The 26,791-nt window shown below is 57.3% G+C and carries 24 protein-coding genes; 20 read left to right on the top strand and 4 right to left on the bottom strand.

All coding sequences use genetic code 11. From position 1 onward, the window contains the following. Positions 1–88: 88 nt before the first annotated feature. Together N018_RS19915 and yaaA are read right to left on the bottom strand one after the other, a co-directional pair. Positions 89–1,405: a nucleotide sugar dehydrogenase gene (locus tag N018_RS19915; protein ID WP_024645649.1), complete on the bottom strand. Its 1,317-nt coding sequence runs from the start codon at positions 1,403–1,405 to the stop codon at positions 89–91. 812 nt (positions 1,406–2,217) lie between these two features. Next, on the bottom strand, positions 2,218–2,997 hold the full coding sequence (yaaA, locus tag N018_RS19910; RefSeq protein ID WP_025390556.1) for a peroxide stress protein YaaA: 780 nt from the start codon (positions 2,995–2,997) through the stop codon (positions 2,218–2,220). A 202-nt stretch (positions 2,998–3,199) separates the two neighbouring features. Here yaaA and N018_RS19905 point away from each other — a divergent pair, with 202 nt between their 5' ends. From N018_RS19905 to N018_RS19870, 8 genes are all read left to right on the top strand, one after another. Next, entirely contained in the window at positions 3,200–4,378 is a 1,179-nt protein-coding gene (locus tag N018_RS19905; protein ID WP_038401476.1) for a polysaccharide deacetylase family protein, read from the top strand. Between the two features lie 294 nt (positions 4,379–4,672). Beyond that, positions 4,673–6,067: a PhoH family protein gene (locus N018_RS19900; protein WP_024645646.1), complete on the top strand. Its 1,395-nt coding sequence runs from the start codon at positions 4,673–4,675 to the stop codon at positions 6,065–6,067. 295 nt (positions 6,068–6,362) lie between these two features. Continuing rightward, positions 6,363–6,845 carry a cyclic pyranopterin monophosphate synthase MoaC gene (gene moaC / locus N018_RS19895; RefSeq protein ID WP_024645645.1) on the top strand — a complete coding sequence of 161 codons (483 nt, stop codon included), beginning with the start codon at positions 6,363–6,365 and terminating at the stop codon, positions 6,843–6,845. Next, positions 6,842–7,087 (top strand): molybdopterin converting factor subunit 1, encoded by a 246-nt coding sequence (moaD, locus tag N018_RS19890; RefSeq protein WP_024645644.1) that lies wholly within the window; start codon positions 6,842–6,844, stop codon positions 7,085–7,087. Before moaC ends, moaD begins: the two co-directional genes overlap by 4 nt. Positions 7,088–7,089: 2 nt before the next feature. After that, on the top strand, positions 7,090–7,536 hold the full coding sequence (moaE, locus tag N018_RS19885; protein ID WP_024645643.1) for a molybdopterin synthase catalytic subunit MoaE: 447 nt from the start codon (positions 7,090–7,092) through the stop codon (positions 7,534–7,536). A gap of 260 nt (positions 7,537–7,796) precedes the next feature. Next, the gene (locus N018_RS19880; RefSeq protein ID WP_195757200.1) at positions 7,797–8,447 is read left to right on the top strand and encodes a CsgG/HfaB family protein; all 651 of its coding nucleotides are present in this window, start codon (positions 7,797–7,799) and stop codon (positions 8,445–8,447) included. Positions 8,448–8,474: 27 nt separating this feature from the next. Then, positions 8,475–8,852, top strand: coding sequence for a DUF4810 domain-containing protein (locus N018_RS19875; RefSeq protein WP_032632837.1), 378 nt, complete (start codon positions 8,475–8,477; stop codon positions 8,850–8,852). After that, positions 8,849–9,508 carry a DUF799 domain-containing protein gene (locus N018_RS19870; RefSeq protein WP_024645640.1) on the top strand — a complete coding sequence of 220 codons (660 nt, stop codon included), beginning with the start codon at positions 8,849–8,851 and terminating at the stop codon, positions 9,506–9,508. Before N018_RS19875 ends, N018_RS19870 begins: the two co-directional genes overlap by 4 nt. Positions 9,509–9,587: 79 nt before the next feature. On the opposite strand, the gene rhlB is transcribed toward N018_RS19870, so the two are convergent. Together rhlB and N018_RS19860 are read right to left on the bottom strand one after the other, a co-directional pair. Continuing rightward, the gene (rhlB, locus tag N018_RS19865) at positions 9,588–11,048 is read right to left on the bottom strand and encodes an ATP-dependent RNA helicase RhlB (protein ID WP_050585967.1); all 1,461 of its coding nucleotides are present in this window, start codon (positions 11,046–11,048) and stop codon (positions 9,588–9,590) included. A 115-nt stretch (positions 11,049–11,163) separates the two neighbouring features. Then, complete coding sequence (locus N018_RS19860) at positions 11,164–11,823, bottom strand: alpha/beta hydrolase (RefSeq protein WP_024645638.1); 660 nt, start codon at positions 11,821–11,823, stop codon at positions 11,164–11,166. Between the two features lie 483 nt (positions 11,824–12,306). On the opposite strand from N018_RS19860, the gene N018_RS19855 reads away from it, so the two are divergent. From N018_RS19855 to N018_RS19800, 12 genes are all read left to right on the top strand, one after another. Beyond that, positions 12,307–13,335, top strand: coding sequence for an amino acid ABC transporter substrate-binding protein (locus tag N018_RS19855; RefSeq protein ID WP_024645637.1), 1,029 nt, complete (start codon positions 12,307–12,309; stop codon positions 13,333–13,335). A 70-nt stretch (positions 13,336–13,405) separates the two neighbouring features. Beyond that, positions 13,406–14,587, top strand: coding sequence for an amino acid ABC transporter permease (locus tag N018_RS19850; protein ID WP_024645636.1), 1,182 nt, complete (start codon positions 13,406–13,408; stop codon positions 14,585–14,587). Positions 14,588–14,597: 10 nt separating this feature from the next. Then, a complete protein-coding gene (locus N018_RS19845) occupies positions 14,598–15,695 on the top strand; it encodes an amino acid ABC transporter permease (protein ID WP_024645635.1) in 1,098 nt (365 codons plus the stop codon). A gap of 10 nt (positions 15,696–15,705) precedes the next feature. Beyond that, positions 15,706–16,470, top strand: coding sequence for an amino acid ABC transporter ATP-binding protein (locus N018_RS19840; protein ID WP_024645634.1), 765 nt, complete (start codon positions 15,706–15,708; stop codon positions 16,468–16,470). A 168-nt stretch (positions 16,471–16,638) separates the two neighbouring features. Next, a complete protein-coding gene (locus N018_RS19835; protein WP_025390554.1) occupies positions 16,639–17,868 on the top strand; it encodes an MFS transporter in 1,230 nt (409 codons plus the stop codon). Positions 17,869–17,941: 73 nt separating this feature from the next. After that, positions 17,942–18,433, top strand: coding sequence for a nuclear transport factor 2 family protein (locus tag N018_RS19830; protein ID WP_025390553.1), 492 nt, complete (start codon positions 17,942–17,944; stop codon positions 18,431–18,433). After that, positions 18,426–18,767: a GIY-YIG nuclease family protein gene (locus N018_RS19825; protein WP_024645631.1), complete on the top strand. Its 342-nt coding sequence runs from the start codon at positions 18,426–18,428 to the stop codon at positions 18,765–18,767. Before N018_RS19830 ends, N018_RS19825 begins: the two co-directional genes overlap by 8 nt. 64 nt (positions 18,768–18,831) lie before the next feature. Continuing rightward, positions 18,832–19,764, top strand: a complete 933-nt coding sequence (locus tag N018_RS19820) for a glutathione S-transferase family protein (protein ID WP_025390552.1) — start codon at positions 18,832–18,834, stop codon at positions 19,762–19,764. Between the two features lie 390 nt (positions 19,765–20,154). After that, positions 20,155–22,716, top strand: coding sequence for a type VI secretion system Vgr family protein (locus N018_RS19815; protein WP_025390551.1), 2,562 nt, complete (start codon positions 20,155–20,157; stop codon positions 22,714–22,716). Further along, positions 22,713–24,737 (top strand): T6SS effector phospholipase Tle3 domain-containing protein, encoded by a 2,025-nt coding sequence (locus N018_RS19810; protein WP_025390550.1) that lies wholly within the window; start codon positions 22,713–22,715, stop codon positions 24,735–24,737. Before N018_RS19815 ends, N018_RS19810 begins: the two co-directional genes overlap by 4 nt. Before the next feature lie 65 nt (positions 24,738–24,802). Continuing rightward, positions 24,803–26,425 (top strand): type VI lipase adapter Tla3 domain-containing protein, encoded by a 1,623-nt coding sequence (locus N018_RS19805; RefSeq protein ID WP_195757150.1) that lies wholly within the window; start codon positions 24,803–24,805, stop codon positions 26,423–26,425. Beyond that, positions 26,422–26,691 carry a PAAR domain-containing protein gene (locus N018_RS19800; RefSeq protein ID WP_025390548.1) on the top strand — a complete coding sequence of 90 codons (270 nt, stop codon included), beginning with the start codon at positions 26,422–26,424 and terminating at the stop codon, positions 26,689–26,691. The genes N018_RS19805 and N018_RS19800 overlap by 4 nt, the downstream gene beginning before the upstream one ends. Positions 26,692–26,791: the final 100 nt, after the last annotated feature.

The following is a 26,791-nucleotide window of genomic DNA, read 5'->3' as shown; positions in this document are numbered from 1 at the left end:
AAGTCAGTTGCAAGCCTCAAGCCCCAGGCTGCAAGCAGTTGGCTTGAGCTTGTGGCCTGGAGCTTGGCGCTTGTGGCTTGCGGCTGATTTACCAGCAGATACCTTCGGCACGACCGTCTTCGGTGGTGGCATTCGCCATGAAACCCACCAGGTCGATGACGCGCTTGCCTTCCGGGGTCTTGTTGGCGAGGGCGCGGAAACGCTCGTCGCGGTTACCCAGAATGATCACGTCGGAGTTGTCGATGACTTGGTCGAAGTCGGAGTTCAGCAGCGACGAAACGTGCGGAATCTTCGATTCGATGTAGTCCTTGTTGGCACCGTGAACGCGGGCATATTCAACGTTGCTGTCGAAGATGCTCAGTTCGAAGCCTTTACCGATCAGCATTTCGGCCAGCTCTACCAGCGGGCTTTCGCGCAGATCGTCAGTGCCGGCCTTGAAGCTCAGACCCAGCAGTGCAACCTTGCGGGTGTCGTAGCTGGCGACCATGTCGAACGCGTTCTGAACTTGCGACGTGTTACTGCGCATCAGCGAGTTGAGCAGGGGAGCTTCAACGTCCAGGCTGCTGGCGCGGTAGGTCAGGGCGCGAACGTCTTTCGGCAGGCAGGAGCCGCCGAAGGCGAAGCCTGGGCGCATGTAGTATTGGGACAGGTTCAGTGCCTTGTCCTGGCAGACAACGTCCATCACTTCACGACCATCGACGCCGACTGCTTTGGCGATGTTGCCGATTTCGTTGGCGAAGGTCACTTTGGTGGCGTGCCACACGTTGCAGGTGTACTTGATCATTTCCGCAACGGCGATGTCCTTGCGGATGATCGGTGCGTCGAGTTCTTCGTACAGCGATTGCAGAACGTCACCCGATGCTTTGTCGAACTCGCCGATCACCGTCATCGGTGGCAGGTCGTAGTCTTTGATCGCGGTGCTTTCACGCAGGAATTCAGGGTTTACCGCAACGCCGAAATCAACACCGGCTTTCTTGCCGGAGCAGTCTTCCAGAATCGGGATAACCACGTTGGCGACAGTGCCGGGTAGAACAGTACTGCGAACAACGATGGTGTGGCGAGTGGCTTTGTCGCGCAGGACATAACCGATTTCACGGCACACGGATTCGATGTAATCCAGTTCCAGATCGCCGTTTTTCTTGCTCGGCGTGCCGACGCAGATCATCGACAGGTCAGTGGCGCGAATGGCTTCAGCGAAGTCAGTAGTGCCGCGCAGTTTGCCGGTGGCAAGACCTTTTTGCAGCAGTTCTTCCAGGCCCGGTTCAACGATAGGCGACTTGCCGTTATTGATCAGGTCAATCTTGGTGCTGGAAATATCCACACCCACTACGTCGTGACCACGTGCAGAAAGGCAACCGGCACAGACGGCACCTACATAACCCAAACCAAATATGCTGATACGCATCGTATTCTCCTCGATTTTTCACGCCATAGATTGGCTGGATATTAATTTTGGCCAGCAGATGTCACGCGTCAGTAGAGGCAGCTAATAGAGCCGTCTAACTAACACAGGCATATTTAATGAGTGAGTGCCTAAATAAACGAGGCGAACTCAAATGACACTAAGTGCAAGCGGCAAGTGACCTGGCCAGCGGGCAGGGCCCTGCTCTCCTTGGATGTAGTAAACCACTCCTGTCTGACGATCGATGGCGGACCTCGGTTGGAAAGCCGCGGTTTAGAGCCGTGGCTATCCTTATCGAATCCTGCGCATCGCACCTGTCGGCGTTTCGTCCGTCTACCAACATCAACTAGTGATGTGATCGTGTTTCTGATACCTGACATCGGATCATATTGATCGAGCTTCCTTGTCGGTACTTCCCGTGCGCCCAGACAACCTGTAAGTGATCTCTTACAGCTTGAGCCTGAATTGTTACGGGATGTAGGAGCACCTCAGATCGTAATTAGTTCCGGGCCGCTCGTCCTGATTTACCATTTTTGATGTGTCAAGGCTGTGACAAAGGACAATACGGAATCGGGGGGGCTATCATGAAAGCCTTAGTGGGCGGGGCCTGCGCAAGGATTAGTATGAAAGTGCTACTGTATCTAGTAACCAAAAGGCCACTGCTTAAAAAAATTGAATATTTTTTGAGGGGAAAGGCGCGGGGAACATGAAGGTTTTATTTTGACGTTTCTCTGGCGTCACTATGTTGTCGTTACTGGCTTTGAGACGAGGCGTTTGGATGTGTAACAGCAGGCTGTTACACAATTTTGACGCTGTTAGTGGTCCGGGGAGTCGCGCAGAAACACTAACTTGTCAGGCGTTGATTGTTCGCTGTTATAACGATAGCCCTGCACATCGAATGCCCTTAGCGCTTCCGGCGTATTGATACGCTCTTCTATAACAAAGCGACTCATCATGCCGCGTGCCTTCTTGGCATAGAAGCTGATGATCTTGTACTGACCGTTCTTCAGGTCCTTGAACTCGGTGTCGATGATCCGCGCCTTGAGCACCGAGCGCTTGACTGCCGAGAAATATTCGGTGGATGCCAGGTTCAGCAGCAGGTCGTCGCCCTGATCGGCCAGCGCTTCATTCAGCCATTCGCTGATACGCGTGCCCCAGAATGCATAGAGGTCCTTGCCGCGTGCGTTTGCCAGTCGAGTGCCCATCTCCAGGCGATAAGGCTGCATCAGGTCCAGTGGGCGTAACAGGCCATACAGGCCCGAGAGCATCCGCAAGTGGTTCTGGGCATAGTCGAGCTGCGCGTCACTCAGCGTTTCGGCCTGCAGGCCGGTGTATACGTCGCCCTTGAAGGCCAGCAGTGCCTGTTTGGCGTTGTCGAGTGTGAAGGCCGGGTCCCAGCTGCCGAAACGCGCCGCGTTCAGCCCGGAGAGCTTGTCGGACAGGTGCATCAGTTCGCCGATCTGCGCCGGGGTCAGCTCTCGCAACTGACTGATCAGTTCCTGCGAGTGCTCCAGATACTGTGGCTGAGTAAAGCGGCCGGTCGTGGGCGGTGTCTCGAAATCGAGAGTTTTCGCGGGGGAAATCACCATCAGCATGAAGTCGTCTCCTTTGATCGTCGGAGGATTCTAGGGGGTGACGGCGCTTGACTCCAGCTATGGTGGCAATAGAGGCTGCGTTATATAGAGCCGCGTACTGAAACCGGCCTTTGTATGCGTGCCGACATAAGAAGCCATGGCTATTTCAGCTATAGTGGCGCGCCGGTCATCGCGTTGAAGGCTGATCAAGAGGGCGTCGGGTTTGCGTATTGTTTTAGCAGTGTGTGCGAGTCTGTTCTGGCTTCAGGCTCAGGCGGCAGCGCCAATTATTGCCACCATCGACCGCAGTGTGTGGCCCGAGCGTCTGGAGACGCCTGCGTTGTTCGACGTTGCTTCACGCGCCGAAATTCTCTCTTTTGCACATGAGCTGTACCTCAGTGAGAAACTGGACGAGGAGGGGCTGAAGCAGCGTCTCGGCCTGCGCTTCGTCAACGTGTCTTCACTGAATGTGGTTCGTCATCGCCTGTGGCTGCGTTTGCTGGAGAACTATCAGGCTGCGCAGAAGAGCTGTGAAGAAGATGCCAACTTCTGTGTACTGGTCGAAGACATGGATCAGTTGCGTCAGCGTGCCGAGGAGTACCAGGTGGCGAACGACTCGTTCTATGCCTCCTGGGCCAGGCCCGGAGCCATTTTTCATCAACGCTACCTGAACGAATTACTGTTCATGGCGGCGCTGTTCCCGCAGACCAGTAGCGAAATCGAGCGTTACAACTCCGACGAGATGAGCGGCGATGAAATGCCTGATCGCACGTTCATGCTCAATTTTGAAAGCGGCCCGAGCCCGGCGGACGGCGGGACCGACTGGCTGGCCGACTTCATGCGCCAGCAGAAAATGAACGCCACCTTCTTCGTGCTGGGCAAGAACCTGCAGGAGCGTCTGGACGCGACGTCGGCCGTCAGTCTGCAATCACTCTATCGCCAGCAGTGTGTGGGTATTCAGGGCTGGGAGTACCGTTCGCACAGCCAGTGGCTGGATTGGCAGGATTCGGTGCAACGTAGCGCCACCCTTGTGCAGCACGTTTTGCCGGATAACTTCGTGCCGCTGTTTCGCCCGCCCTATGGTCACCGGCGTGCCGACAGCGGCGACTTCTTCCGCGCCCAGCATTTGCGGGTGTCGCTGTGGAATATCGATGCGCAGGACGACAGCGGACGGCTCACGGCAGAGCAGGTCGGTGACCGGGCGCTGACGCTCATGCTGCTCTGGCGCAAGGGAACGGTCGTGTTCCATGACGTGGCCAACAAGGCGCAGTCTGCACTGCCGTTGCTGCTGGCCAACACCGCGCAAAGCGAGTTGATCTGGGATGACTGCCGAAATATCTCTGAAACGCCCATGGAACAAGGGCTGGAGAGCAGCGAAGAGGCTGCGCCGGACGGGGAATGAGGGCTGATTCGGCGTGGGCGGACTTCCGACTTTAAACGTGCCGGGTACGTCCGCCAAGTCCTATTCGTCAGCCTGTGAAATAAACCTTAAAAAACGATCAAAGCGCTTTTTTCTGTCATCCCTTTTGCTGTATTACGAATACAGACCGCCGAAACCTGCAACACAGGTGGCGTCTTCCAAGACCCACCTTGAGCGACATTTCTCCCCTGCCTGAAGGGAAGAATCCGGCGGCCTTTTCGTGGCGCAGCACTGTCGTGGTTCTGCGTCGCCTGGCTTCTACAAAGGTGAGCGAGTATGGATGATCACGGACGCAGCCCTTCCACTAACCAGCCAATCCTTTACGTGCTCGATACCAATGTACTGATTCATGATCCAAACGCATTGTTGAATTTCGAAGAACACCACGTCGCCATTCCCATGACAGTTCTGGAGGAACTGGACAAGCTCAAGGCCGGTAAACACTCGGTCGCCGCCGAATGCCGTCAGGCCATCCGCCTGATCGACAAGACCCTCGGAGAAGCCAATCCTGAAGAAGTTGAAAAGGGCGTGCCCATTGATCGTGGCACCGGTGTTTTCAAGGGTTTTCTGTCCATCCTGATGAGCAAGCGTGAGGAACCCAACAGTCTTTTACCCGAGCACCTCAACGACAACATCATCATCAATCAGTTGATTGACCTGCACGCGCGCAACAAGGACTTGAGCGTCGTACTGGTGACCAAAGACATCAACATGCGCCTCAAGGCGCGAGCCTGCGGCATTGCTGCCGAGGATTACAGCACCGACCAGCTGGTGGACGACGTTTCAATGCTGTCCCGTGGCTACCACGAAATGACCGGCTCCTTCTGGGACCGCGTCAACAAGGTCGATACCCGTCAGGAACGGGGCCGCACCTGGCATCGCGTGCAGCTCAACGAAATGCTGCCGGCCGTTCATATCAACGAGTTCATCATCGACGAACAGGGTTTCGTCGGCTGGATCAAGGGCGTCAAGAACGATGAGTTGCTGATTCTCGACATGCATCAGGAACCCTTGCTGCATCAGGAAGCCTGGGGCCTGAAGCCTCGGGACATCTATCAGGGGCTGGCGCTATTTGCCTTGCTCGACCCGGATATTCATCTGGTCAACCTGTCGGGCGCTGCGGGTTCGGGTAAAACCATCCTGGCGCTGGCGGCTGCCATCGAGCAGACCATGGTCACCAAGCGTTATCGCCGCATCATCGCCACGCGCAGCGTTCAGGGTCTGGATCAGGAAATCGGCTTTCTGCCTGGCACCGAGGCGGAAAAGATGGAACCCTGGCTTGGCGCGATTACCGATAACCTCGAAGCCTTGCACATGGATGACGAAAACACCCATGGCAGCGTCGATTACATCCTCAGCAAAGTGCCGTTGCAGTTCAAATCCCTTAACTACATTCGAGGCCGCAGCTTCCAGCAAAGCCTGATCCTGATCGATGAATGCCAGAACCTGACTCCACACCAGATGAAAACCATCATCACCCGTGCCGGTGCCGGTTCAAAAGTGGTCTGTCTGGGCAACCTGGCGCAGATCGATACCCCCTACCTGTCAGCCACCAGTTCCGGCCTGACCTACCTGACGGAGCGTTTCAAAGACTTCCCGAACGGCGTGCACATCACCCTGCAAGGCGTGCCACGCTCGATACTAGCCGAGTATGCGGAGAGTCATCTTTAGCTGAAAAGCAGCTTCAAGCGGCAAGCTGCAAGTGAGTCCCTCGCTTGCAGCTTTTGATTCTGCCCGAAGGGCGTGTGAGCGGACTTGTCTGCGAAGAAAGCTGTTCATCCCTAAATGATTCGTCGCCCGAAACATAGCCTTCGCGAACAGGTTCGCTCCTGTGCCCTCCGGGCAGAAGCCGGATTTCCGTGCCTTTCAAGACTTGTATATAACGCTGAGTGCTTGCAGCCCAACGCTTGTAGCGTGTAACTGCCACACCCTCTACACTTCCTTGCTTCTGCCAAGGAGTAACGTTGTGCTCACTCATCTCGATTCCCAGGGTCGCGCCAATATGGTCGACGTCACCGATAAAGCCGTGACGTCCCGTGAGGCTGTGGCTGAAGCATTGGTGCGGATGTTACCCGCCACGCTACAAATGATCGTCAGCGGTGGTCATCCCAAGGGCGACGTATTTGCTGTTGCGCGTATTGCCGGTATTCAGGCAGCCAAGAAAACCAGCGATCTGATCCCGCTGTGCCATCCGCTGATGCTGACCAGCATCAAAGTCCACCTCGCTGCCGAAGGCGATGATGCGGTACGGATCAGCGCGAGCTGCAAGCTGGCCGGGCAGACCGGTGTGGAGATGGAGGCGCTGACTGCCGCCAGTATTGCGGCGTTGACCATTTATGACATGTGCAAGGCGGTGGATCGCGGCATGGTCATCGAGTCGGTGCGGCTGCTGGAAAAGCTCGGCGGCAAGAGCGGTCATTTCATTGCAGACCCGGTGCAGACGCCATGAAGATTCAGGTTCAGTACTTTGCCCGCTATCGCGAAACACTGGGCCTGGACAGCGAGTCTGTCGAAGGCGAGTTCGTCACGCTGGACGCACTGCGCCAGGCGCTGGTGCAGCGCGGCGAGGCCTGGCAGGTTTTGGCCGAGCAAAACCTTATGTGCGCTCGTAATCAGGAGCTGTGCAAACCGACCGAGCCACTGTCTGATGGCGATGAAGTCGCGTTCTTTCCACCTGTGACCGGAGGCTGATCATGACGATTCGCGTGCAGGCGGCGGCCTTTGATCCCGGCACTGAAGTCAACGCGCTGCACGCTGCCAACCTGGGCATCGGCGCAGTGGTCAGTTTTGTCGGTTACGTGCGTGACTTCAACGAAGGTCGCGAGGTGTCCGGCATGTTTCTGGAGCATTACCCGGGCATGACCGAGAAAGCACTGGCGAAGATCGTCGAAGAGGCCAGGCAGCGCTGGCCCTTGCTGAACGTCGACGTGATCCATCGAGTGGGCGCGCTGGAACCGGGTGAGCCGATTGTCTTTGTCGGCGTTGCCAGCGCTCACAGGCAGGCGGCATTCGAAGCCTGTGATTTCGTCATGGACTACCTCAAGACCCGTGCGCCGTTCTGGAAGAAGGAAAATACTGCTCAGGGATCGCAGTGGGTTGAGGGCCGCGACAGCGATCAGGCGGCAGCACGGCGCTGGTAGTGTAACCAGTGCATTCCGTATGTTTTGCCTGAAAGTGTGACCTCCCTCCCTCTATTTCATCTAATTGTATCTTCCTGATACAGGTGCGGATGGCTTCCGGCTATCATGCCGGCCGAGGAAAGGCGTCCTGTGGCGTTGGCCAGTCCCTATTCAATAATTCTCCGAACGTGATCGCTTTTGCGAGCGTCACGTTGCGGACAGGTTTTCTTAAACGCTCGGAGCAGAATGTGAAAAAACTTCAGCAGGTTTTGGTTTCAGGGATGACGACAGCGGCGTTAGTGCTGGTTGCTGGTTGTGCCACGGAAAGTTCGCGGGCTCTGCCTGTGACAAAGGTTGAAAGTGCCGGTGTTGCCTATGCCGGTGCACGTTATCCGGTTGCGGTCGGCAAGTTCGATAACCGCTCAAGCTATATGCGCGGGATCTTTTCCGACGGCGTTGATCGGCTTGGCGGTCAGGCCAAGACCATCCTGATCACCCATATGCAGCAGACCAACCGGTTCAGTGTGCTGGATCGCGACAACATGGAAGAGATCAAGCAGGAAGCCACTATCAAGTCCACGGCCCAGCGCTTGAAAGGTGCTGACTACGTAGTGACGGGCGACGTGACCGAGTTTGGTCGCAAGGAAGTCGGTGATCAGCAGTTGTTCGGTCTGCTGGGCCGCGGCAAATCCCAGATTGCCTACGCGAAGGTTGCGCTGAATATCGTCAATATCAGCACCTCGGAAGTGGTGTATTCGACTCAGGGCGCGGGCGAGTACGAGCTTTCCAATCGTGAAGTCATCGGCTTTGGCGGCACCGCCAGCTATGACTCGACACTCAACGGCAAGGTTCTGGACCTGGCCATGCGTGAAGCCGTCAACAATATGGTACGTGCACTCGACAGCGGTGCCTGGAAACCGACTGCCAACTGATAGTTCAAAAGGGAATTTGTGGTGATCATGAACAGTAGTAGTGTTTCGTTGCGCAGTGTCGCAATGTTTCTGGTAGCCGGTGCCTGTGTCACGGGCTGTGCCCAGCAGCCGAAAACCTTGTACCAGTGGGGCAGTTATCAGCCTGAGGTGTACGAGTATTTCAAAAACGAGGGCGAGCCCAAGGAAGCTCAGGTCGCCAAACTCGAAGAAGACCTGCAGAAAATTCGTGCTGCCAACGCAACGCCGCCGCCGGGCTATCACGCTCAGTTGGGCATGCTGTACGGCAGCATTGGCAAGGATGACCAGATGGTTCAGGAGTTGCGCACGGAAAAGACGCTGTTTCCCGAGTCGGCCACGTACATGGACTTCCTGCTCAAGAACGCTCACGCAGGAGTCGCCAAATGAACCTCGGTCATCTGAAAATTGCGTTCAGCCTGTTCGCCGTTGCCCTGCTATCAGGTTGCGTCACACCGCCGACAGTGGACTACTCGGCCTTCAAGGAAAGCAAGCCGCGTTCGATTCTGGTGCTGCCGCCGGTCAACGAGTCGCCTGACGTCAAGGCGACGTACAGCACTTTCTCGCAGGTCACCTATCCATTGGCCGAGTCTGGCTACTACGTGTTGCCGGTCGCGCTGGTTGACGAGACCTTTCGCAACAACGGCCTGACCAACGCCAATGATATTCAGGCGACATCGCCCGCCAAGCTGCGCGAGATCTTCGGTGCCGATGCCGCGATGTACATCACGGTCAAGCAATACGGCACTAGTTACGTGGTCATCAGCAGCCAGACCGTCGTGACGGTCACGGCAAAGCTGGTTGATCTGCGTACCGGCACCGCGTTGTGGACCGGTACAGCGTCGGCGTCCAGTGAAGAGGGCGGCAATAACAGCGGCGGCGGTCTGGTGGGCATGCTGATTACCGCGGCGGTCAAGCAGATCATCAACAGCTCGACCGATGCCGGTCATCCTATTGCCGGGATAGCCAGCAACCGCCTGCTCTCTGCGGGCAGGCCTGCGGGCATACTCTATGGCCCGCGCTCGCCGAAGTACGGCACCGACTGACGTTCACGCAGTTGATGTCTGTCAGGCACAAAAAAAGCGCAGCCCGTAAAGGCTGCGCTTTTTTATTGCGCTGAATCTGTCAGGTGGTGTGTCGCACCACGGGTCTCAGCAAATGAGTCGGCGGTGTCTCGCAACTGATCTTGCGGCCCAGCTTCTCTTCGATGGCGGGCAACTGATACGAATCGTCCTCGCCGGCAAAGCTGATGGACACGCCGTCGGCGCCTGCACGACCGGTACGCCCGATACGGTGCACGTAGTCGTCCGGTACTTCTGGCAGGGTGAAGTTGATCACGTGGCTGATGCCATCAATGTGAATGCCGCGACCCGCCACATCGGTGGCAACCAGTACACGAATCTTGCCTTCGCGGAAGCCTTCCAGAGTCTTGATGCGTTTGTGCTGAGGTACGTCGCCCGACAACTGCGCAGCGTTGACGCCGTCGCGTACCAGACGTTCTTCGATACGGCGAACTTCGTCCTTGCGGTTGGCAAAGACCATGACCCGTTCCCAGCCGTTGTCGGTCACCAGGTTGTACAGCAGCTTGTATTTGTCGGCACCGGCGACGGCATAGATATGCTGTTCGACGTTATCGCTGGCCACGTTCAGCGACTCGATCTCGACGATGGAGGGATCAGTGGTCCACTGTTTGGCGAGGTTCATCACGTCTTCGGTGAAGGTCGCGGAGAACAGCAGGGTCTGGCGTTCGCCCTTGTGCGGTGTCTGGCGAATGATCTGCCGGACCTGCGGGATGAAACCCATGTCCAGCATGCGGTCGGCTTCGTCGAGCACCATCACTTCGACCATGTCCAGATGCACTTCGCCGCGCTGGTTGAAGTCCAGCAAGCGGCCTGGCGTGGCGACCAGGATGTCGCAATGGCGGGCTTCAAGCTGCTTGAGCTGCTTGTCGAAGTCCATGCCGCCGACGAACGTCATGACGTTCAGGTCGGTGTACTTGGTCAGGTCGGCGGCATCCTTGGCGATCTGCACCACCAGCTCACGGGTTGGCGCGATGATCAGTGCGCGCGGCTCACCCATGTAGCGTTCTGCCGGTGGTGGCGTTTGGGTCAACTGCTCGATGATCGAGATCAGAAAGGCAGCAGTCTTGCCGGTGCCCGTCTGTGCGCGGCCGATTGCATCCTTGCCCTTGAGGGTGAAACCCAGCACACCCGCCTGGATGGGCGTGCAGTACGGGAAACCCAGATCCTGAATCGCATGCATCAGTTCGGGTGCAAGGTTGAAGTCGTGGAAGCGGGTCTTGCCTTCCTGCGGCTCGACGGCGAAATCCTCGAGCTTCCATTGCGGCGCGGGCGGTTTGGCCACACGTTCGCGGCGCGGGCGTTCGGCCCGTGGTTTGTCGGTACGCGGCGCTCTGGCTTTGGAGGGCTCGCTGACGGTGTCCAGAGCCTGAGTCTGGGCAGCATGATCCGGTTGGTCGCCTGTGACGGGCGAAGGGGAAGCAGGGATGGAGGCTGTCGGTATAGGCGCGCGTTGCTCAGCCTCGCTCTTACCGAACATCTTTTTAAGTGCTTTGAGCACGGTCATCTCGTCGATTGGTTAAGGAATGTACGCCGGGCAGTGTAAAGCAAGAACCGTGCTCGGCGTAGTGCCATCCATGGCGAGCTACAGAAGAGGTCTGTTTCAGGGGTGTGCGGCGATGTCAACGAAGCTTTTCAGCCAGCCAGACGCCGATGTCATGGATTTCCTGCGGTAACACTTGATGGCCCATTGGGTATTCCTGCCAATGTGCGGTTACACCTTGGGCCTTGAGATGCTCGTAGGCAGCGCGTCCCATTGCGTTGTGCACCACTTCATCATGTTGCCCGTGCAGGCAGAGGGCCGGGGTGCGCTGCTGGCTCGCCGACAGTGTCATCTGGTTGCTGAATGTGGGGGCATAAGTGGAGAGCGCGAGCACACCTCCCAGCGGACCTTGCCAGCGTTTGTAGCCCGTGTGCAGCACTACCGCGCCACCCTGGGAAAAGCCTGCGAGAAATATTCGCGCCGGGTCGATACCGCTGTCGCGCTGCTGCTCGATCAGGTCCAGCACCTGCTGCGCCGAGGCTTCCATCTCATCGTGATCAATGGCGCGGGCTTCGCTGCTCATGGATTTGATGTCATACCAGCTTGGCATTTCATAGCCGCCGTTCACAGTTACTGCACGCGTCGGGGCCTGGGGCAGGACGAAGCGGGTGCTTCGCAACGACTCTTGCAACTGTTCGGCAACCGGCAGGAAATCATAACGATCGGCACCCAGCCCATGCAGCCATATAACGCAGGCGTCGACGGTGGCGGAAGGTTCGATGATCAAAGGTTCGCTCATGACTGCTCCATTTGTGTGCGCTGGCACTTTTCAAGCGCATTATTAAGGTGCGCCGCTAGATTAAAAGTGAACGAAGATGTCGCAAGACTACAAGTTTTTGGCTTGACCTGTCGCTAATTCAACATAGCCAGCATGCTGGTACGGGCTTTGCTACAGCAGCACTGGAGTCCAGGCGCGCTCATCGTTCGGTAACACTATAAGGCTATTACTTGTAGCGATCGAAAAGCGGCCCGGGAGTTCCTGCGTCAGGATTCGCGGCACGGTTCGACCCGTCCCTCTCTGGTTCGGGAAATCATGAGGTTTCAGTCCAGGGGACCGATTCTGAATGACGAAGAGCAATGGCAGGGCGCTCCTGCCGGTGACTCGATATTCATATTCGGTACCGCATGACCCAAAAATAAGCCAGCACGGGTCACAAACGCCTCACAAAGGTGCGATGGGACTGAGGCTTCCACACAACAAAGAGCAAAATGGAGTTTTTGAATGAAGATGTTGAAATCCACCCTTGCTGTTGTCACGGCGCTCGCCGCCTTCGGTGTGGCCGGGGCTGCAAACGCAGGCGCCACCCTTGACGCAATCCAGAAGAAAGGCTTTGTACAGTGCGGCGTCAGCGATGGCCTGCCAGGTTTTTCCGTTCCGGACTCTACCGGCAAGATCACTGGTATTGACGCTGATGTCTGCCGTGCCGTAGCGGCCGCCGTATTCGGTGACGCTACCAAGGTCAAGTTCAGCCAGTTGAACGCCAAGGAGCGCTTCACGGCTCTGCAATCCGGCGAAATCGACATTCTTTCGCGTAACACCACCTGGACCAGCTCCCGTGATGCGGGCATGGGTCTGGTGTTCACCGGCGTGACCTACTACGACGGTATCGGCTTCCTGGTGAACAACAAACTGGGCGTCAAAAGCGCCAAGGAACTGGACGGTGCGACCATCTGCATCCAGGCCGGTACCACCACCGAGCTGAACGTCTCCGACTACTTCCGCTCGAACAACCTGAAATACACGCCGATCACCTTTGACACCTCCGACGAAAGCGCCAAGTCGCTGGAAGGCGGCCGTTGCGACGTGCTGACTTCCGACCAGTCGCAGCTCTACGCACAGCGCAGCAAGCTGGCCAAGCCGGACGATTACGTCGTTCTGCCGGAAGTGATTTCCAAGGAGCCGCTGGGCCCTGTCGTGCGTAAAGGCGACGAAGAGTGGTTCTCGATTGTTCGCTGGACCCTGTTCGCCATGCTCAACGCCGAGGAAGCCAAGATCACTTCCAAGAACGTCGAAGCTGAAGCCAAGTCGACCAAGAACCCTGACGTAGCCCGTATGCTGGGTGCCGACGGTACTTACGGCAAGGACCTGAAACTGCCGAAGGACTGGGTCGTACAGATCGTCAAGCAAGTCGGTAACTACGGCGAAGTGTTCGAACGCAACCTGGGCGAAAACACCCCGCTGAAAATCAAGCGTGGCCAAAACGCTCTGTGGAATGCCGGTGGCATTCAGTACGCTCCACCTATTCGTTGATTGACCCGGCGCCCGGCAGGCTTTTCAGCCTGTCGGGCGTTGTTCTGTTGGATTTTTCCTGGGGCCTTTCATGGAAAAGCAAATCGTCGCACCCAAGCAAAAGCTCACGCTGAGCGATCCGAAAGTGCGCGCGTGGTTATTTCAGATCATCACCGTCGTGGCGGTGATCTCGTTGGGCTGGTTCATCTTCGACAACACCCAGACCAATCTGCAACACCGTGGTATCACCTCGGGTTTCGGTTTTCTTGAGAACAGTGCCGGTTTCGGTATTGCTCAGCACCTGATCGACTACAGCGAATCGGACACTTATGCCCGTGTGTTCGTCATCGGCTTGCTGAATACCTTGCTGGTGTCGGTTATCGGTATTGTTCTGGCGACCTTGCTGGGCTTTGTCATTGGCGTCGCTCGCCTGTCTCCGAACTGGATGATCAGCAAGCTGGCGACCGTTTATGTCGAGGTCTTCCGCAACATTCCGCCACTGCTGCAAATTCTGTTCTGGTACACCGCTGTATTCCTGACGCTGCCCGGTCCGCGTCAGGCGCATGGCTATCTGGACATGTTCTTCGTCAGCAGCCGCGGGCTCAATATGCCCAGAGCCTTGCCTGCCGACGGTGCCTGGGCGTTCCTGATCAGCATCGTTGTCGCGGTGATCGCGATCGTGATGATGGTGCGCTGGGCCAACAAGCGTTTCGAGGCCACCGGCCAGCCGTTCCACAAGTTCTGGGTCGGCCTGGCATTGTTGTTGGTGATTCCAGGCCTGAGCATGCTGATTTTCGGCAGCCCGGTGCATTGGGAGCTGCCGCAGCTCAAAGGTTTCAACTTTTCAGGTGGCTGGGTACTGATCCCCGAGCTGATTTCCCTGACCCTGGCACTGACCATCTACACCGCAGCATTCATTGCTGAAATCGTGCGTTCGGGCATCAAGTCCGTCAGCCACGGTCAGACCGAGGCGGCCCGCTCTCTGGGTCTTCGTCCAGGGCCGACGCTGCGCAAGGTCATCATTCCGCAGGCTTTGCGAGTGATCATCCCGCCGTTGACCAGTCAGTTCCTGAACCTGGCGAAGAACTCGTCGCTGGCAGCCGCCATCGGTTACCCGGAAATGGTTTCACTGTTTGCCGGTACGGTACTCAACCAGACCGGGCAGGCGATTGAAGTCATTGCCATCACCATGAGTGTGTACCTGGCGATCAGTATCAGCATCTCCATGCTGATGAACTGGTACAACAAGCGCATTGCGCTGATCGAGCGGTGAGGAAAAGCGCATGACAACTCATACTTTCAAACCTGATATGCCACCACCGGGCAAAGTGTTCGGCCCAGTGGCGTGGATGCGGCAGAACCTGTTTTCCAGCTGGATCAACACCCTGCTGACGCTGTTCTCGCTGTATCTGATCTATCTGGTCGTGCCACCGATTCTCAGTTGGGCCCTGCTGGACGCCAACTGGATCGGCACGACCAAGGAAGACTGCACCAAGGCGGGCGCCTGCTGGGTGTTCATCGAGCAGCGTTTCGGTCAGTTCATGTACGGCTACTTTCCCAATGAGCTGCGCTGGAGGGTCGATCTGACCGCAATCCTGGCGATTGTCGGTGCTGCGCCGCTGTTCATCTCGAAGTTTCCGCGCAAGGCTGTTTACGGCATCTGCTTCCTGGTGATCTACCCGGTTGTCGCGTTCTATTTGCTGCATGGCGGCGCGTTCGGTCTGACCAACGTACCAACCAGCCAGTGGGGCGGTCTGATGCTGACCCTGGTGATTGCCACCGTGGGTATCGTCGGGGCCTTGCCATTGGGTATCCTGCTGGCGCTCGGTCGTCGTTCCAACATGCCCGCTGTGCGTGTGGTGTGTGTGACGTTCATCGAGTTCTGGCGCGGCGTGCCATTGATCACTGTGCTGTTCATGTCTTCAGTGATGCTGCCGCTGTTCATGCCTGAAGGCATGAACTTCGACAAACTGCTGCGGGCGCTGATCGGCGTCATCCTGTTCCAGTCGGCGTACATTGCCGAAGTGGTGCGCGGTGGCATGCAGGCCATCCCTAAAGGTCAGTACGAAGCGGCCTCGGCGATGGGCCTCGGCTACTGGCGCAGCATGGGTCTGGTGATTCTGCCGCAGGCGTTGAAGATGGTCATTCCCGGCATCGTCAACACGTTCATTGCCTTGTTCAAAGACACCAGCCTGGTGATCATTATCGGCCTGTTCGACCTGCTCAACAGCGTCAAACAAGCCACCGCCGACCCGGCATGGCTGGGTATGGCCACCGAAGGCTACGTCTTCGCGGCCCTGGTGTTCTGGATCTTCTGTTTCGGTATGTCCCGCTATTCCATGCATTTGGAACATAAGCTGGACACAGGCCACAAGCGTTAGGAGTTTTGTGATGAGTGAAGTTATCAATAAGCCCCTGGGCGCTGAAGGCATGATCCGCATGGAGGGCGTCCATAAGTGGTACGGCCAGTTCCATGTGCTCAAGGACATCAACCTGAACGTGCGTCAGGGCGAGCGTATCGTGCTGTGCGGCCCGTCGGGCTCGGGCAAGTCCACCACCATTCGCTGCCTCAACCGTCTGGAAGAGCATCAGCAAGGCCGCATCGTTGTCGATGGCACCGAGCTGACTTCCGACCTGAAGCAGATCGAAACCATCCGCCGTGAAGTCGGCATGGTGTTTCAGCACTTCAATCTGTTCCCGCACCTGACCATCCTGCAGAACTGCACGCTGGCACCGATGTGGGTGCGCAAGATGCCGAAGAAGAAGGCTGAAGAAATCGCCATGCACTATCTGGAGCGTGTGCGTATTCCGGAGCAGGCCCACAAGTTTCCGGGCCAGCTTTCCGGCGGTCAGCAGCAGCGTGTAGCGATTGCCCGTGCCTTGTGCATGAAGCCGAAAATCATGCTGTTCGACGAGCCGACCTCGGCACTCGACCCGGAAATGGTGAAAGAGGTTCTGGACACCATGGTCGGTCTGGCAGAAGAGGGCATGACCATGCTTTGCGTGACCCACGAAATGGGCTTTGCCCGCACCGTGGCCAACCGCGTGATCTTCATGGATAAAGGCGAAATCGTCGAACAGGCTGCGCCGAACGACTTCTTCGACAATCCGCAGAGTGACCGTACCAAGCTGTTCCTCAGCCAGATCATTCACTGAGTCAGTAGTTGCTGCACAAGAAAACCGGGCCAGGCGCCCGGTTTTTTTACGCCTTATCTCGCCGTTCTTCCGGTATGCAATTTCAGCTGAACCTTGTATTCAAGATGATTCTCCAACAGGATACCGCCCCCCTGAAACGGGTCGACATACCTGATTACCGAGAAACCGATGACTGCCAAGGCTCAAACCAGCCCCCAAGCGAATTCTGCTCAAGCCCATCCTGTTCTGAAACGCCCCTGGCTTTTGCTGCTGGGTCTGGTGCTGGTCGCGCTCAATCTGCGTCCCGCGTTGTCCAGCATTGCGCCGCTGCTCAATGACGTGTCCGACAGCTTGGGCATGTCGGCTGCCGAAGCCGGTCTGCTGACCACCTTGCCGGTGCTGTGTCTGGGCCTGTTCGCGCCGCTGGCGCCGATGCTGGCCCGCCGCTTCGGCAGCGAGCGCGTAGTGCTGATGGCGCTCATGACCCTGGCCACAGGACTGGCGCTGCGTAGCCTGTTTGGCGAAATCGGGCTGTTCTCCGGCAGTTTGCTGGCGGGTGCGAGCATTGGCGTTGTCGGTGTATTGCTGCCAGGCATCGTCAAGCGTGATTTTCCGCACAAGGCCGGTGCAATGACGGGTGTCTACACCATGGCGCTGTGTCTGGGGGCCGCCATTGCCGCCGGTTCGGCGGTGCCGCTGAGTCAGTACTTCGATGGAAGCTGGCAGATTGGCCTGGGTTTCTGGTTGATTCCGGCACTGATCGCCGCGCTGCTCTGGTATCCGCAGACACGTGAATTGCATGGCGCACATCGCGACGTCTATCGAGTGCGAGGCCTGCTGCGTGATCCGCTGGCCTGGCAGGTCACGTTGTACATGGGCCTGCAATCGTCGCTGTCGTACATCGTCTTCGGCTGGTTGCCATCCATCCTCATTGGCCGTGGCATGACGCCGACCGAGGCCGGACTGCTGCTGTCCGGCTCGATCATTGCGCAAGTCGTCAGCGCGTTGGCCATACCGTACCTGGCCACACGCGGCAAGGATCAGCGGCTGGCGATAATGCTGGTCATGTCGCTGACCCTGACCGGGTTGTTCGGCTGCCTGTATGCGCCGCTTGGCGGGCTGTGGGGTTGGGCGATTCTGCTGGGGATCGGGCAGGGCGGCACCTTCAGCCTGGCGCTGGCCTTGATCGTCCTGCGCTCGCGGGACTCTCACGTGGCAGCCAACCTGTCGAGCATGGCGCAGGGTTTCGGCTACACCATCGCCTCGGCCGGTCCGTTTGCGGTCGGCGTGGTCCACGACATGACTGGCAGCTGGAACGCGATTGGCTGGATCTTCGCGGTACTCGGCATCGGCGCGATGATCGCCGGCCTGTGTGCGGGTCGGGCGTTGCATGTGCAGGTGAGCAGCGAGAAGGTGTAAGGCCATCAACCTCTCGCCATTTTCCGCGGCGCCGCTTATCGTGCACGGATAATTCGCCAAGGGATGTGCACGCATGAACTACGAAGAACAAAGTCAGGCCAACAGCGCACTGATTACCCGCTTTTATGAGGCATTCGCGCAGCTGGATGCCGAGGCGATGAGCGCCTGTTATACCGATGACGTGCTGTTCAGCGACCCTGCCTTTGGTGAGTTGCGCGGCGCTCAGGTGGGTGACATGTGGCGCATGCTGACTTCCCGAGCGAAGAATTTCTCGGTGGTCTTCGATCAGGTGCGAGCCGATGACCAGGCTGGCAGTGCACATTGGGTGGCGACGTATCTGTTCAGTCAGACCGGGCGCACGGTGGTCAACGATATTCAGGCTCGATTCGTGTTTCGTGATGGCAAGATCTGCGAGCATCGTGATCATTTCGATATGTGGCGCTGGTCGCGTCAGGCTCTGGGTTTCAAGGGCCTGCTGCTTGGCTGGACGCCTTTGGTGCGCAATGCCGTCAGGGCTCAGGCGCTCAAGGGCCTGAAAACATTTTCAGAGAGCCGCCGTGCCTGAGGTCGCCAGCACCGCGAGTGTGTCGATGGACGAACAGGCGGTTGGCAAACCCTGGTTTGTCTATCTGGTGCGCGCTGCCAACGGCTCGCTGTACTGCGGCATCAGTGATGATCCGCAGCGGCGGTTCGCTGCGCACCAGAGAGGCAAGGGCGCACGCTTTTTCTGCTCCAGCCCGGCGATGGCACTGGTCTACGTTGAACAATGGACCAGCAAAGGCGAGGCGCTGCGCCACGAGCGGCTGATCAAGAAGCTCAAAAAAAGCGCCAAAGAGGCGTTGGCTGCCAGCTACGCAAAGTCATCAATACAGGAGCGTGATGCCGTCCCATCAGTTTGAGGCTGTGTGCGGGCAGGGTGCTGCGGGTTAAGCTGTGTTTTTCCCATGTGCACAGAGGCTGAACATGTCCGAGTTGATCCTTCACCACTACCCCACGTCGCTGTTTGCCGAAAAAGCCCGTCTGATGCTGGGTTTCAAAGGCCTTACATGGCGCTCGGTGACCATCCCTTCGATCATGCCCAAGCCTGACCTGACTGCATTGACCGGCGGCTATCGCCGAACGCCGGTGTTGCAGGCCGGTGCGGATATCTACTGCGATACAGCTTTGATGGCACGGCGTCTGGAGCAGGAAAAAGCCTCGCCCGCGTTCTTTCTGTCAGGTCAGGAGTTTGCGGTTGCCGGTCTGGCTGCGTGGGCCGACTCGGTGCTGTTCCTGCATGCCGTGAGCCTGGTGTTTCAGCCTGAATCGATGGCTGTGCGTTTCGCCAAAGTGCCGCCGGACGCCGCCAAGGCCTTCGTCGCCGACCGTTCCACGCTGTTCAACGGTGGCACTGCGTCGCGCCCGCCAGTCGAGCAGGTCAAACACCAATGGCCGACGCTCATGTCACGGCTGGAATTGCAGCTGTCGCGCGGTGGCGATTTCCTGTTTGGCCAACCTTCCATCGCCGACTTTTCGGTCGCCCACACGCTGTGGTTCCTGAAACAGACACCGGTGACTGCGCAGTTTGTCGATGATTATCCAAGTGTCAGCGCCTGGCTGGGACGCGTGCTGGGTTTTGGTCATGGCACCTTTACCGACCTTAGCGCGGCCGATGCCATCGAAATTGCCAGAAACGCCACGCCTGCGCCGCTGCCCGAGGAAACTTTTGTCGATCCAAACGGCTTCAAGGCGGGTGACAAGGTTGCGGTGTCTGCGGTCGACTATGGCGTCGAAGCGGTTGAAGGCGAGCTGGTATTTACCGGGCGTGAAGAACTGATCCTGCGCCGCGAGGACGATCGTGCGGGTGTCGTGCACGTACACTTCCCGAGAATGGGGTATCGGATAGAGAAGCGCTGAGCGTAATGTATCGAGAGCTGGCTGCAACAGCTCTCAGTCATTGACATCCGCCATCTGCTCGTCCCGCCACTTACTACTTTCCGCGTTCTCAAGGCTACTGCCTGCCACTGGTTTCCCTTGTTGATTCAGGCTGCGTACTTTTTGTAGCCTGTATATTTTTCAAGAGATTGCTCCGTAAGAAGAGAACTACAGCATCTTATGACATGGCCGACACTCCTGCTCTCCAGCGCACAGTCGTTCAACATTGCATAAGTAGTACCTTTGTTTGGTAACGCACGCTTGTAATTTCATGGTGTGAGCCCGGACAGAAGCGTATAGACTTCCGCACCTCTCTATATAAGCACGCTCAACCGGAAAGAGGTGCTGGCTGTATATATAAGAAGAGCAAAAATGTTAATGGATCTAACAGCCCTGTTTTCGCCGCAAAACCGTCGCTTGATTACGCTCACAACTGTTGCCCGTAACGAACAGGAACTCTTGCTGGAAAAGTTTACCGGCACTGAAGGTCTGTCCGAACTGTTCAGTTTTGAGTTGTCAATGATCAGTCGCGACGCCAGTCTGGAACTGAAGTCGCAGATCGGCCAACCCGCGCGACTGGCAATAGAGCTGACCACGGGCGAAGCGCGCTACATTAATGGCTACATCAGCATGTTCAGCCTGCAAGGCAGCGACGGTGGTCTGGCCCGCTACAGCGCCACACTCAGCCCTTGGCTGTGGATGCTTTCGCGGCGTATCGACTCGCGGATTTTCCAGGAACAGACAATCGAAGCGGTTATCCGTACCGTATTTGCAGCCTACGGCGCATTGCCCGACTTCGAGTTCCAACTCAGCCAGCCGCTCAAGACGCACAGTTACATCACGCAATACCGTGAAAGCGATCTGGCGTTTGTTCTGAGGCTGCTGGAACACGAAGGGCTTTTCTTCTATTTCGATCACAACGAAGAAAAACACACCCTGATCATTCTTGATCACTCCCGTGATCTATTGCCGCTGCCGCAACAGCCGAAAATCCGTTACCACACGGCGTCCGTTACCGAGACAGCAGACTCGATTACTGAATGGCGCAGCCATCGACGTCTGCAATCGGGGCGCATGTCCATTCAGACATTCGATTACAAGCAACCCCGTAACCCGTTGCCTGTCGGCATGCCCAGTCTCAATAAGCAGGGCAACGTCGATTCATACGAAGTGTATGACGTGCTTGATCACTACAGCCACGGCACGTTCAATGACGGTGAACGCCTGGTGCGTCAGCGCCTGGAAGCCATCGAAGTACAGGGCAAGACCTTCACCGGCAACAGCAACTGCCGCGCCATGTACCCCGGCCATACCTTTGAACTGACCCAGCATTTCGACCATGACCGCGGCGCTGTCGAAGACCGCCGTTTTCTGCTGTTATCGGTCAAGCACGAGGGCCGCAATAACTACCTGTCGGATGAAGACGCGGGCTATAAAAACGAGTTCGAGTGCATTCGCCACAAGATTCCCTATCGCCATCCGATTACCGCACCACGACCATTGGTCCACGGCCCGCTCAGTGCGATTGTGGTCGGGCCGGAAGGCGAAGAAGTGTTTACCGATGAGCTGGCGCGCATACAGGTCAGATTCCATTGGCAGCGCGGCGACAGTCTGCCGCAGGGCACCACCTGGCTAAGGGTCGCAATGCCCAGCGCGGGCAGCGGCTTCGGTCATCAGTTCATGCCGCGCATCGGCCAGGAAGTGCTGGTGACGTTTCTGGCAGGCGACATCGACCGGCCTCTGGTCACTTCGGTGCTCTACAACAACCATAACCTGCCGCCGCGCTTCAGCAAGGCCTCGGGGCTGCCGGGCAACCGCACGCTGTCGGGGATCCGCACCCAGGAACACCAAGGCAGTGGTTTCAATGAATTGCTGTTCGATGACACGCCCGGTTCGCTGCGCGCACGCATGGGCACGACCCATCAGGCCACGGCCCTCAACCTGGGCAAACTGACCGACCCGCGCACCGACGGCACCGCCCAGCCGCGTGGCAACGGCGCAGAGCTGCGTACCGATGCCGCCATTGCGCTGCGTGCCGCGCAGGGCATGTTGCTGACCACCTATGCGCGCACCGACGCAAAAGGCTCACAGCTGGATCGCGAAGAGCTGCTCAAGCTGCTGGCCGAGTGCGGCGAACTGTTCAAATCCCTTGGCGAAACCGCTGCTGCTCGCGGCGGCCAGGCGGTGGATGTTAAAGGCATAGATGCCTTGCGCCAGTCGCTCGATCAGTGGCCCGCGCCAGACGGCAACGGCCTGGGCGACCCGGTCATGGCAATGACCGCCGCCGCTGGTATCGCCAGTGCCACGCCGCGCTCGCAGGTTCACTATGCCGGCGAACATCACGACACCACCGCGCAGAACAACCTGCAATTGACCAGCGGCGCAGCCATGCACCTGCAAGCGGGCAAAGGGCTGTCGGCCTTCGCTCAGGACGCAGGCATCAGCGTCATCGCCAACCGCGGCAAGGTGCTGGTGCAGGCCCAGGAAGACGACATCGCCCTCACTGCCCAGAAAAGCCTGCACGTTTCGGCCGTTGACGGCGAAGTGCTCATCACCGCACCGACCATTCGCCTGGTCGCCGATGACGGCAGTTACATCAAGATTGGCGGCGGCGTCGAAATCGGCTCGCAAGGCAAGGTCACCGTACACGCCAGCGAACACGACTGGATCGGCCCCAAGACCGACAGCGCTGCGCTCCCCTCGTTCGGCCGCGACCCCGCCGCCCAGCAGGTCACCTTCCACTACCCCGGCCACAGCGAACAAAGCCCGCGGGCAGCGGCGGATCACTCTTATGAAATCAAACTGGAAGATGGCAGCACGGTGAAAGGACTGACGGACGCAGGCGGACTGACAGAGCGAGTGGAACGCGAAATGATGCATCAGGCACAAGTCTCTGCATTACGCAGCGGCGCACCCAAAGGAGGCGCCCAATGAACGGCGCCGATGAATACGCCGTTGCCCAAGGCAATACGCGGCTGATCCCCAACCTCAACACCACCTGCAAAATGGAAGTGCCCGCCGACCTGCCGGGCGTGGTGATCTTTCTGCACGGTGTGAATGACCCGGGGGCTTCTTATGAGTCGGTGGAGACGGGGCTGTGTCAGGGGGTGAATGAGCGGCTGGATCGGCCGGATCTGGTGGCGGGGCGGTATGGGGAAAAATACAAAGAAGCCGGAAAAGTCCCCTACGAGCAAAGGGACAGTGATCAGAAAGCCATACTTGATGATCCTGACACCTACCTTTACCGGCGCGACACAGATGATCCTAAAACCCGCAGCCTCCTTATACCTTTTTACTGGGGATACCGAGCAGCGCCGGAAGATATCAAGCGCGATGACGCCGGCGAACCGACCAGAATGCGTAATCAGTTTCAGGACATCAACGGCAACCGTCTGGATCGTCACTTTGCCAAAGGCGGTGGCTTTTTCGCCAATGCCACAAACAACCTGCAAGACATGTACGGTGAGGGTTTCAAGCCAGACTTTAAAACAGGCACTGTCGAGTTCATGAAACCGGACAATTCCTTGTATTTCGGTAAAGCGCCACCACGGCACTACTTAGTGATGGCGGCACACCGCCTGGCCATGCTGGTACGTGAAATTCGTCGCATTTCTCCCGATGAAACCATCACGATTATGGGCCACAGCCAGGGCACCCTCATAACGCTGTTGGCGCAAGCCTTGCTGATTGATGAGGGCCAACGCTGCGCAGACACAGTGATCATGGTCGACTCGCCTTATAGCGTGCTACCCAAGGCTACCCCTAAAGATCAAGACACACTCTCAACACTGATCAATATCGTTACCGGGGTTACAAAAACGCCTCATGCAAAGCCACCCTTGTCAGACCTGAGAAACGTCAAGACCTATTGCGGCCGAAGCGGCCCTAAATGGTCACCTGCTCAAGGCACCCGAAAGAATCAGGTTGGCAATCTGGTTGTTTTCCCCGAACGCGATAATCGCGGCAAGGTGTATCTTTATTTTTGCCCTGATGACACAACGGTCGCACTGGACGACGTGCAAGGCATCGGCACTTATGGCGTACCTGACGCCTTGCCGGATGGGCGAATGGCAATGATGGTGCTGCAGACAATACGTTTCTATCAGCGGATGTGGACTAAACGCCATCGCGATGGAGAGCCTGTGTTGGTGGGCAAGCCCCCCCAGCCAGAACCACTGCGTGCGGAAGGCGAGAGCCGTTACCCAGGCGGTTCCTTCTTCGTTGGACTCGCTTCTCAGGCACCAGTGTCCTCAGGACAAGAGCGCCTTATCAATGCCGAGGCATTGACCCCCCCTCATGAACCGCAAATGTTTGGCGGCGAAGCAATAAAAGGGACACCTACAACATCAGGCAAAGACAGACCTGACGACGTTGGGAAAGGCGTCGCACTAGGGAAAGACGCTGCCAAGTTTCCTTGGGTGAGAATGCCACCCGAATATGACGCCCCTAACATGTCTCGGCAGCAGGCACTCGACACATTCAACTCATTGTCCAACGACCCGGAAAAGCACACGCGTGCGGTTCGAAAAGTAAGCTCTGACACGGACTCCAGCTCTTATCATGAGCGCGAGCAAACACCAGAAGAGGCCCGCAAACGCATGCAGGATGCCCCCGATGAATGGGAAACCAACTCCTATCACTCTGGATTACTCCGCAGTCCGGAAAACCACCGGTGGGTAACTGCGATGGACATCGCTATCGGTCAGGCCAAATGCCTGGATGATCCGGCGGTGTGTGATGTTCTGGTGGCGATTGCGGATTGGAAAATGGATGAAAGAAAATTTCTCGCCACCACCCAATCCCCTGGCTGGGAGCGCCTTAGCCCAAGAGCCCAGGCATTGGTAAAGGCCGGTCATCAGTATTATAAAAAAGGTATATTTCCACCTTATGGTGTAGTGCCGCTGTCCCCCCCGCCCTTAGTAAAAGGCTCGCTGGATAAAGGAGTTGAGCAGTGAGAGTTACAGGACAAAAATCTTCGCTGCGTCCAAAACTTAAGCCCTACCTCTGGACAATCGGAATAATGCTGACTCTGTGGTTCGGCTTTGTTCTGATTGTTTACTTGAAAGCACAGGAGACCAACATGGAACTTCGTGATCTGCACTCAGTACTGCGCTTGGGTATTGCAGGGATCTTGGGTACCGCTCTGCTGGCTTACAGCGGACATTGGTGGGGAAAGGCGGTCGCTCACGAAAAAACGGAACTGGCCGCTTACAAATCCACAGTAATTACTCAGAATGCAGAGCAGCAGGCATCTCGAGAGCGGACCTATTCGCTGGAGATCCGAGGTGCAGGAGTAGGCATTTATAAAGATCATCAGTCTGAAATCTGGGATGTCATAAAAAAGAAACACAACAATTTCATCTCTGTCTTCTCACGAGATCCTATGGACTATGACCCTTCGCTGGACTCAAGAGAGATCAGCGCAGATATAAAGATAAAAGTCGCTTTCAAACATTCAGCGAGCGAATCAGTAGCGTACTGGCCAATTCCAGTGTTTGCGCTCGGCCCTCCTAACCCCTATGAAAAACCCTACAGAGCCGCAAACCTGATTAACGCCGGCCGTAATGCGGCAACCCTGGGAGTTACACTCTTCCTGTGGCAAGACGATGAGAGCACCAGCCATGCTCAGGCCATGATCGAACGACTGTTTCAGTTCTTCAATGATAATCCGAAGGTCCCACAAGCGTTGATCGTTAGTCAGGACGGCGATGTCACACGAGATATTTACCGTAAACGTGGTACCCCCGGCCTGCCAAAAAACGCCCAAGTCGTCCCCACAATATTCGAAAGCATGACAGGCATACTTGTCACCCGCTCGGATCGAGTAGACCGCTATATTCGTCCTTACGCCACCAATGAAGCAGAGGACAACCAGAATAAGGGGACGGACTTGGGCAAGCTTTGGGCTTTTTACTGGAACCGTGATAAAGCATTCGTGGACTGGTATGAAAGCGCGGAGAGCGCCAAAGGCGTTGAAACCCCCTACGCCCCCGGCACCATGTCCACAGCCTACTGGAAAGCCCAACTCCCCACCCTTTGGAAAACCATCAGCAACCGTGGTCCCGGCAATTTCGAGCCCTCCCCCTGGTTACCCATTCGCTGGGGTCAGAATCAGGTCAAAGAGTTCGATGCTGCGCCGGTGCTCGGCTACCTGCATCGTCCGATCAAGGCGCCCATGCAGGATGAAAACGGCAAGCGCCTGAAACCTGCCTTGCAAGGCAAAGCGCTGCAAGCCGCCTGGGTGCAAGCGCTGGACACCTTGCCCGACGGTCAAAAACCTGTGCGGGTGTTCTACGACAGCACGAACAACCCGGAAGCCGAAATCGCCCTGAACAACGCCCTGCATGACCTGAACAAGGACGGCCACGGTCTTGAACTGGGCAATGTCGAAGAGGGTTACGACATCGGTCGTCGTCTGGGTAACACCGGTGTCAGCGGTGCGCTGGTCGAGATCAATCTGGCGACCATCGCCAGTTACAAGGACGGTGGCGTCAGTGCTGTGGTATATGCAGGCACAGATGGCAGCCTGACCGTACAAATGGTCCGCCCGCCCGATGAGGCCCGTAAATCGAGGAACAGCCAGAACCGTGGCGCAGATCCGTTCACCTTCGGCTCGCCAACCGGCGGGGCATCTGCAAAGTGAGCTATCCGGTCTACCTGGGCGACACCACCAGCAGTGGTGGCCGAGTGGTCTCCTGCCAACTGGCAGGCACCTACACCATCAACGGCAAGCCACCGGCGGTGCTAGGCGACAAAGCCACCTGCCCGCTTCATTCGGGTGAGTTCGCCTTTATCGAAGGCCACCCCTCCCGAAAACTGAACGGCATCCCGATGGTGCTGCACGGCCATCGGCTGGCGTGCGGCTGTCAGGGTGTAGCCAGCCATGCTATGGATGTGCGGGTGTTATAGGCCTAAAATCGTTGTTGGCCGGAACAAAGCAAAGCAGCGAAGGCTGACGCTCCAGTGTCTGACCTGCACGGCGCACATGTATGTGCTTCACGCATTACTC

The organism is Pseudomonas syringae CC1557, from assembly GCF_000452705.1.
Lineage (GTDB): Bacteria > Pseudomonadota > Gammaproteobacteria > Pseudomonadales > Pseudomonadaceae > Aquipseudomonas > Aquipseudomonas syringae_F.
Note: the sequence above shows the minus strand (reverse complement) of the source record. Positions and strands in the feature narration are given on the sequence as shown.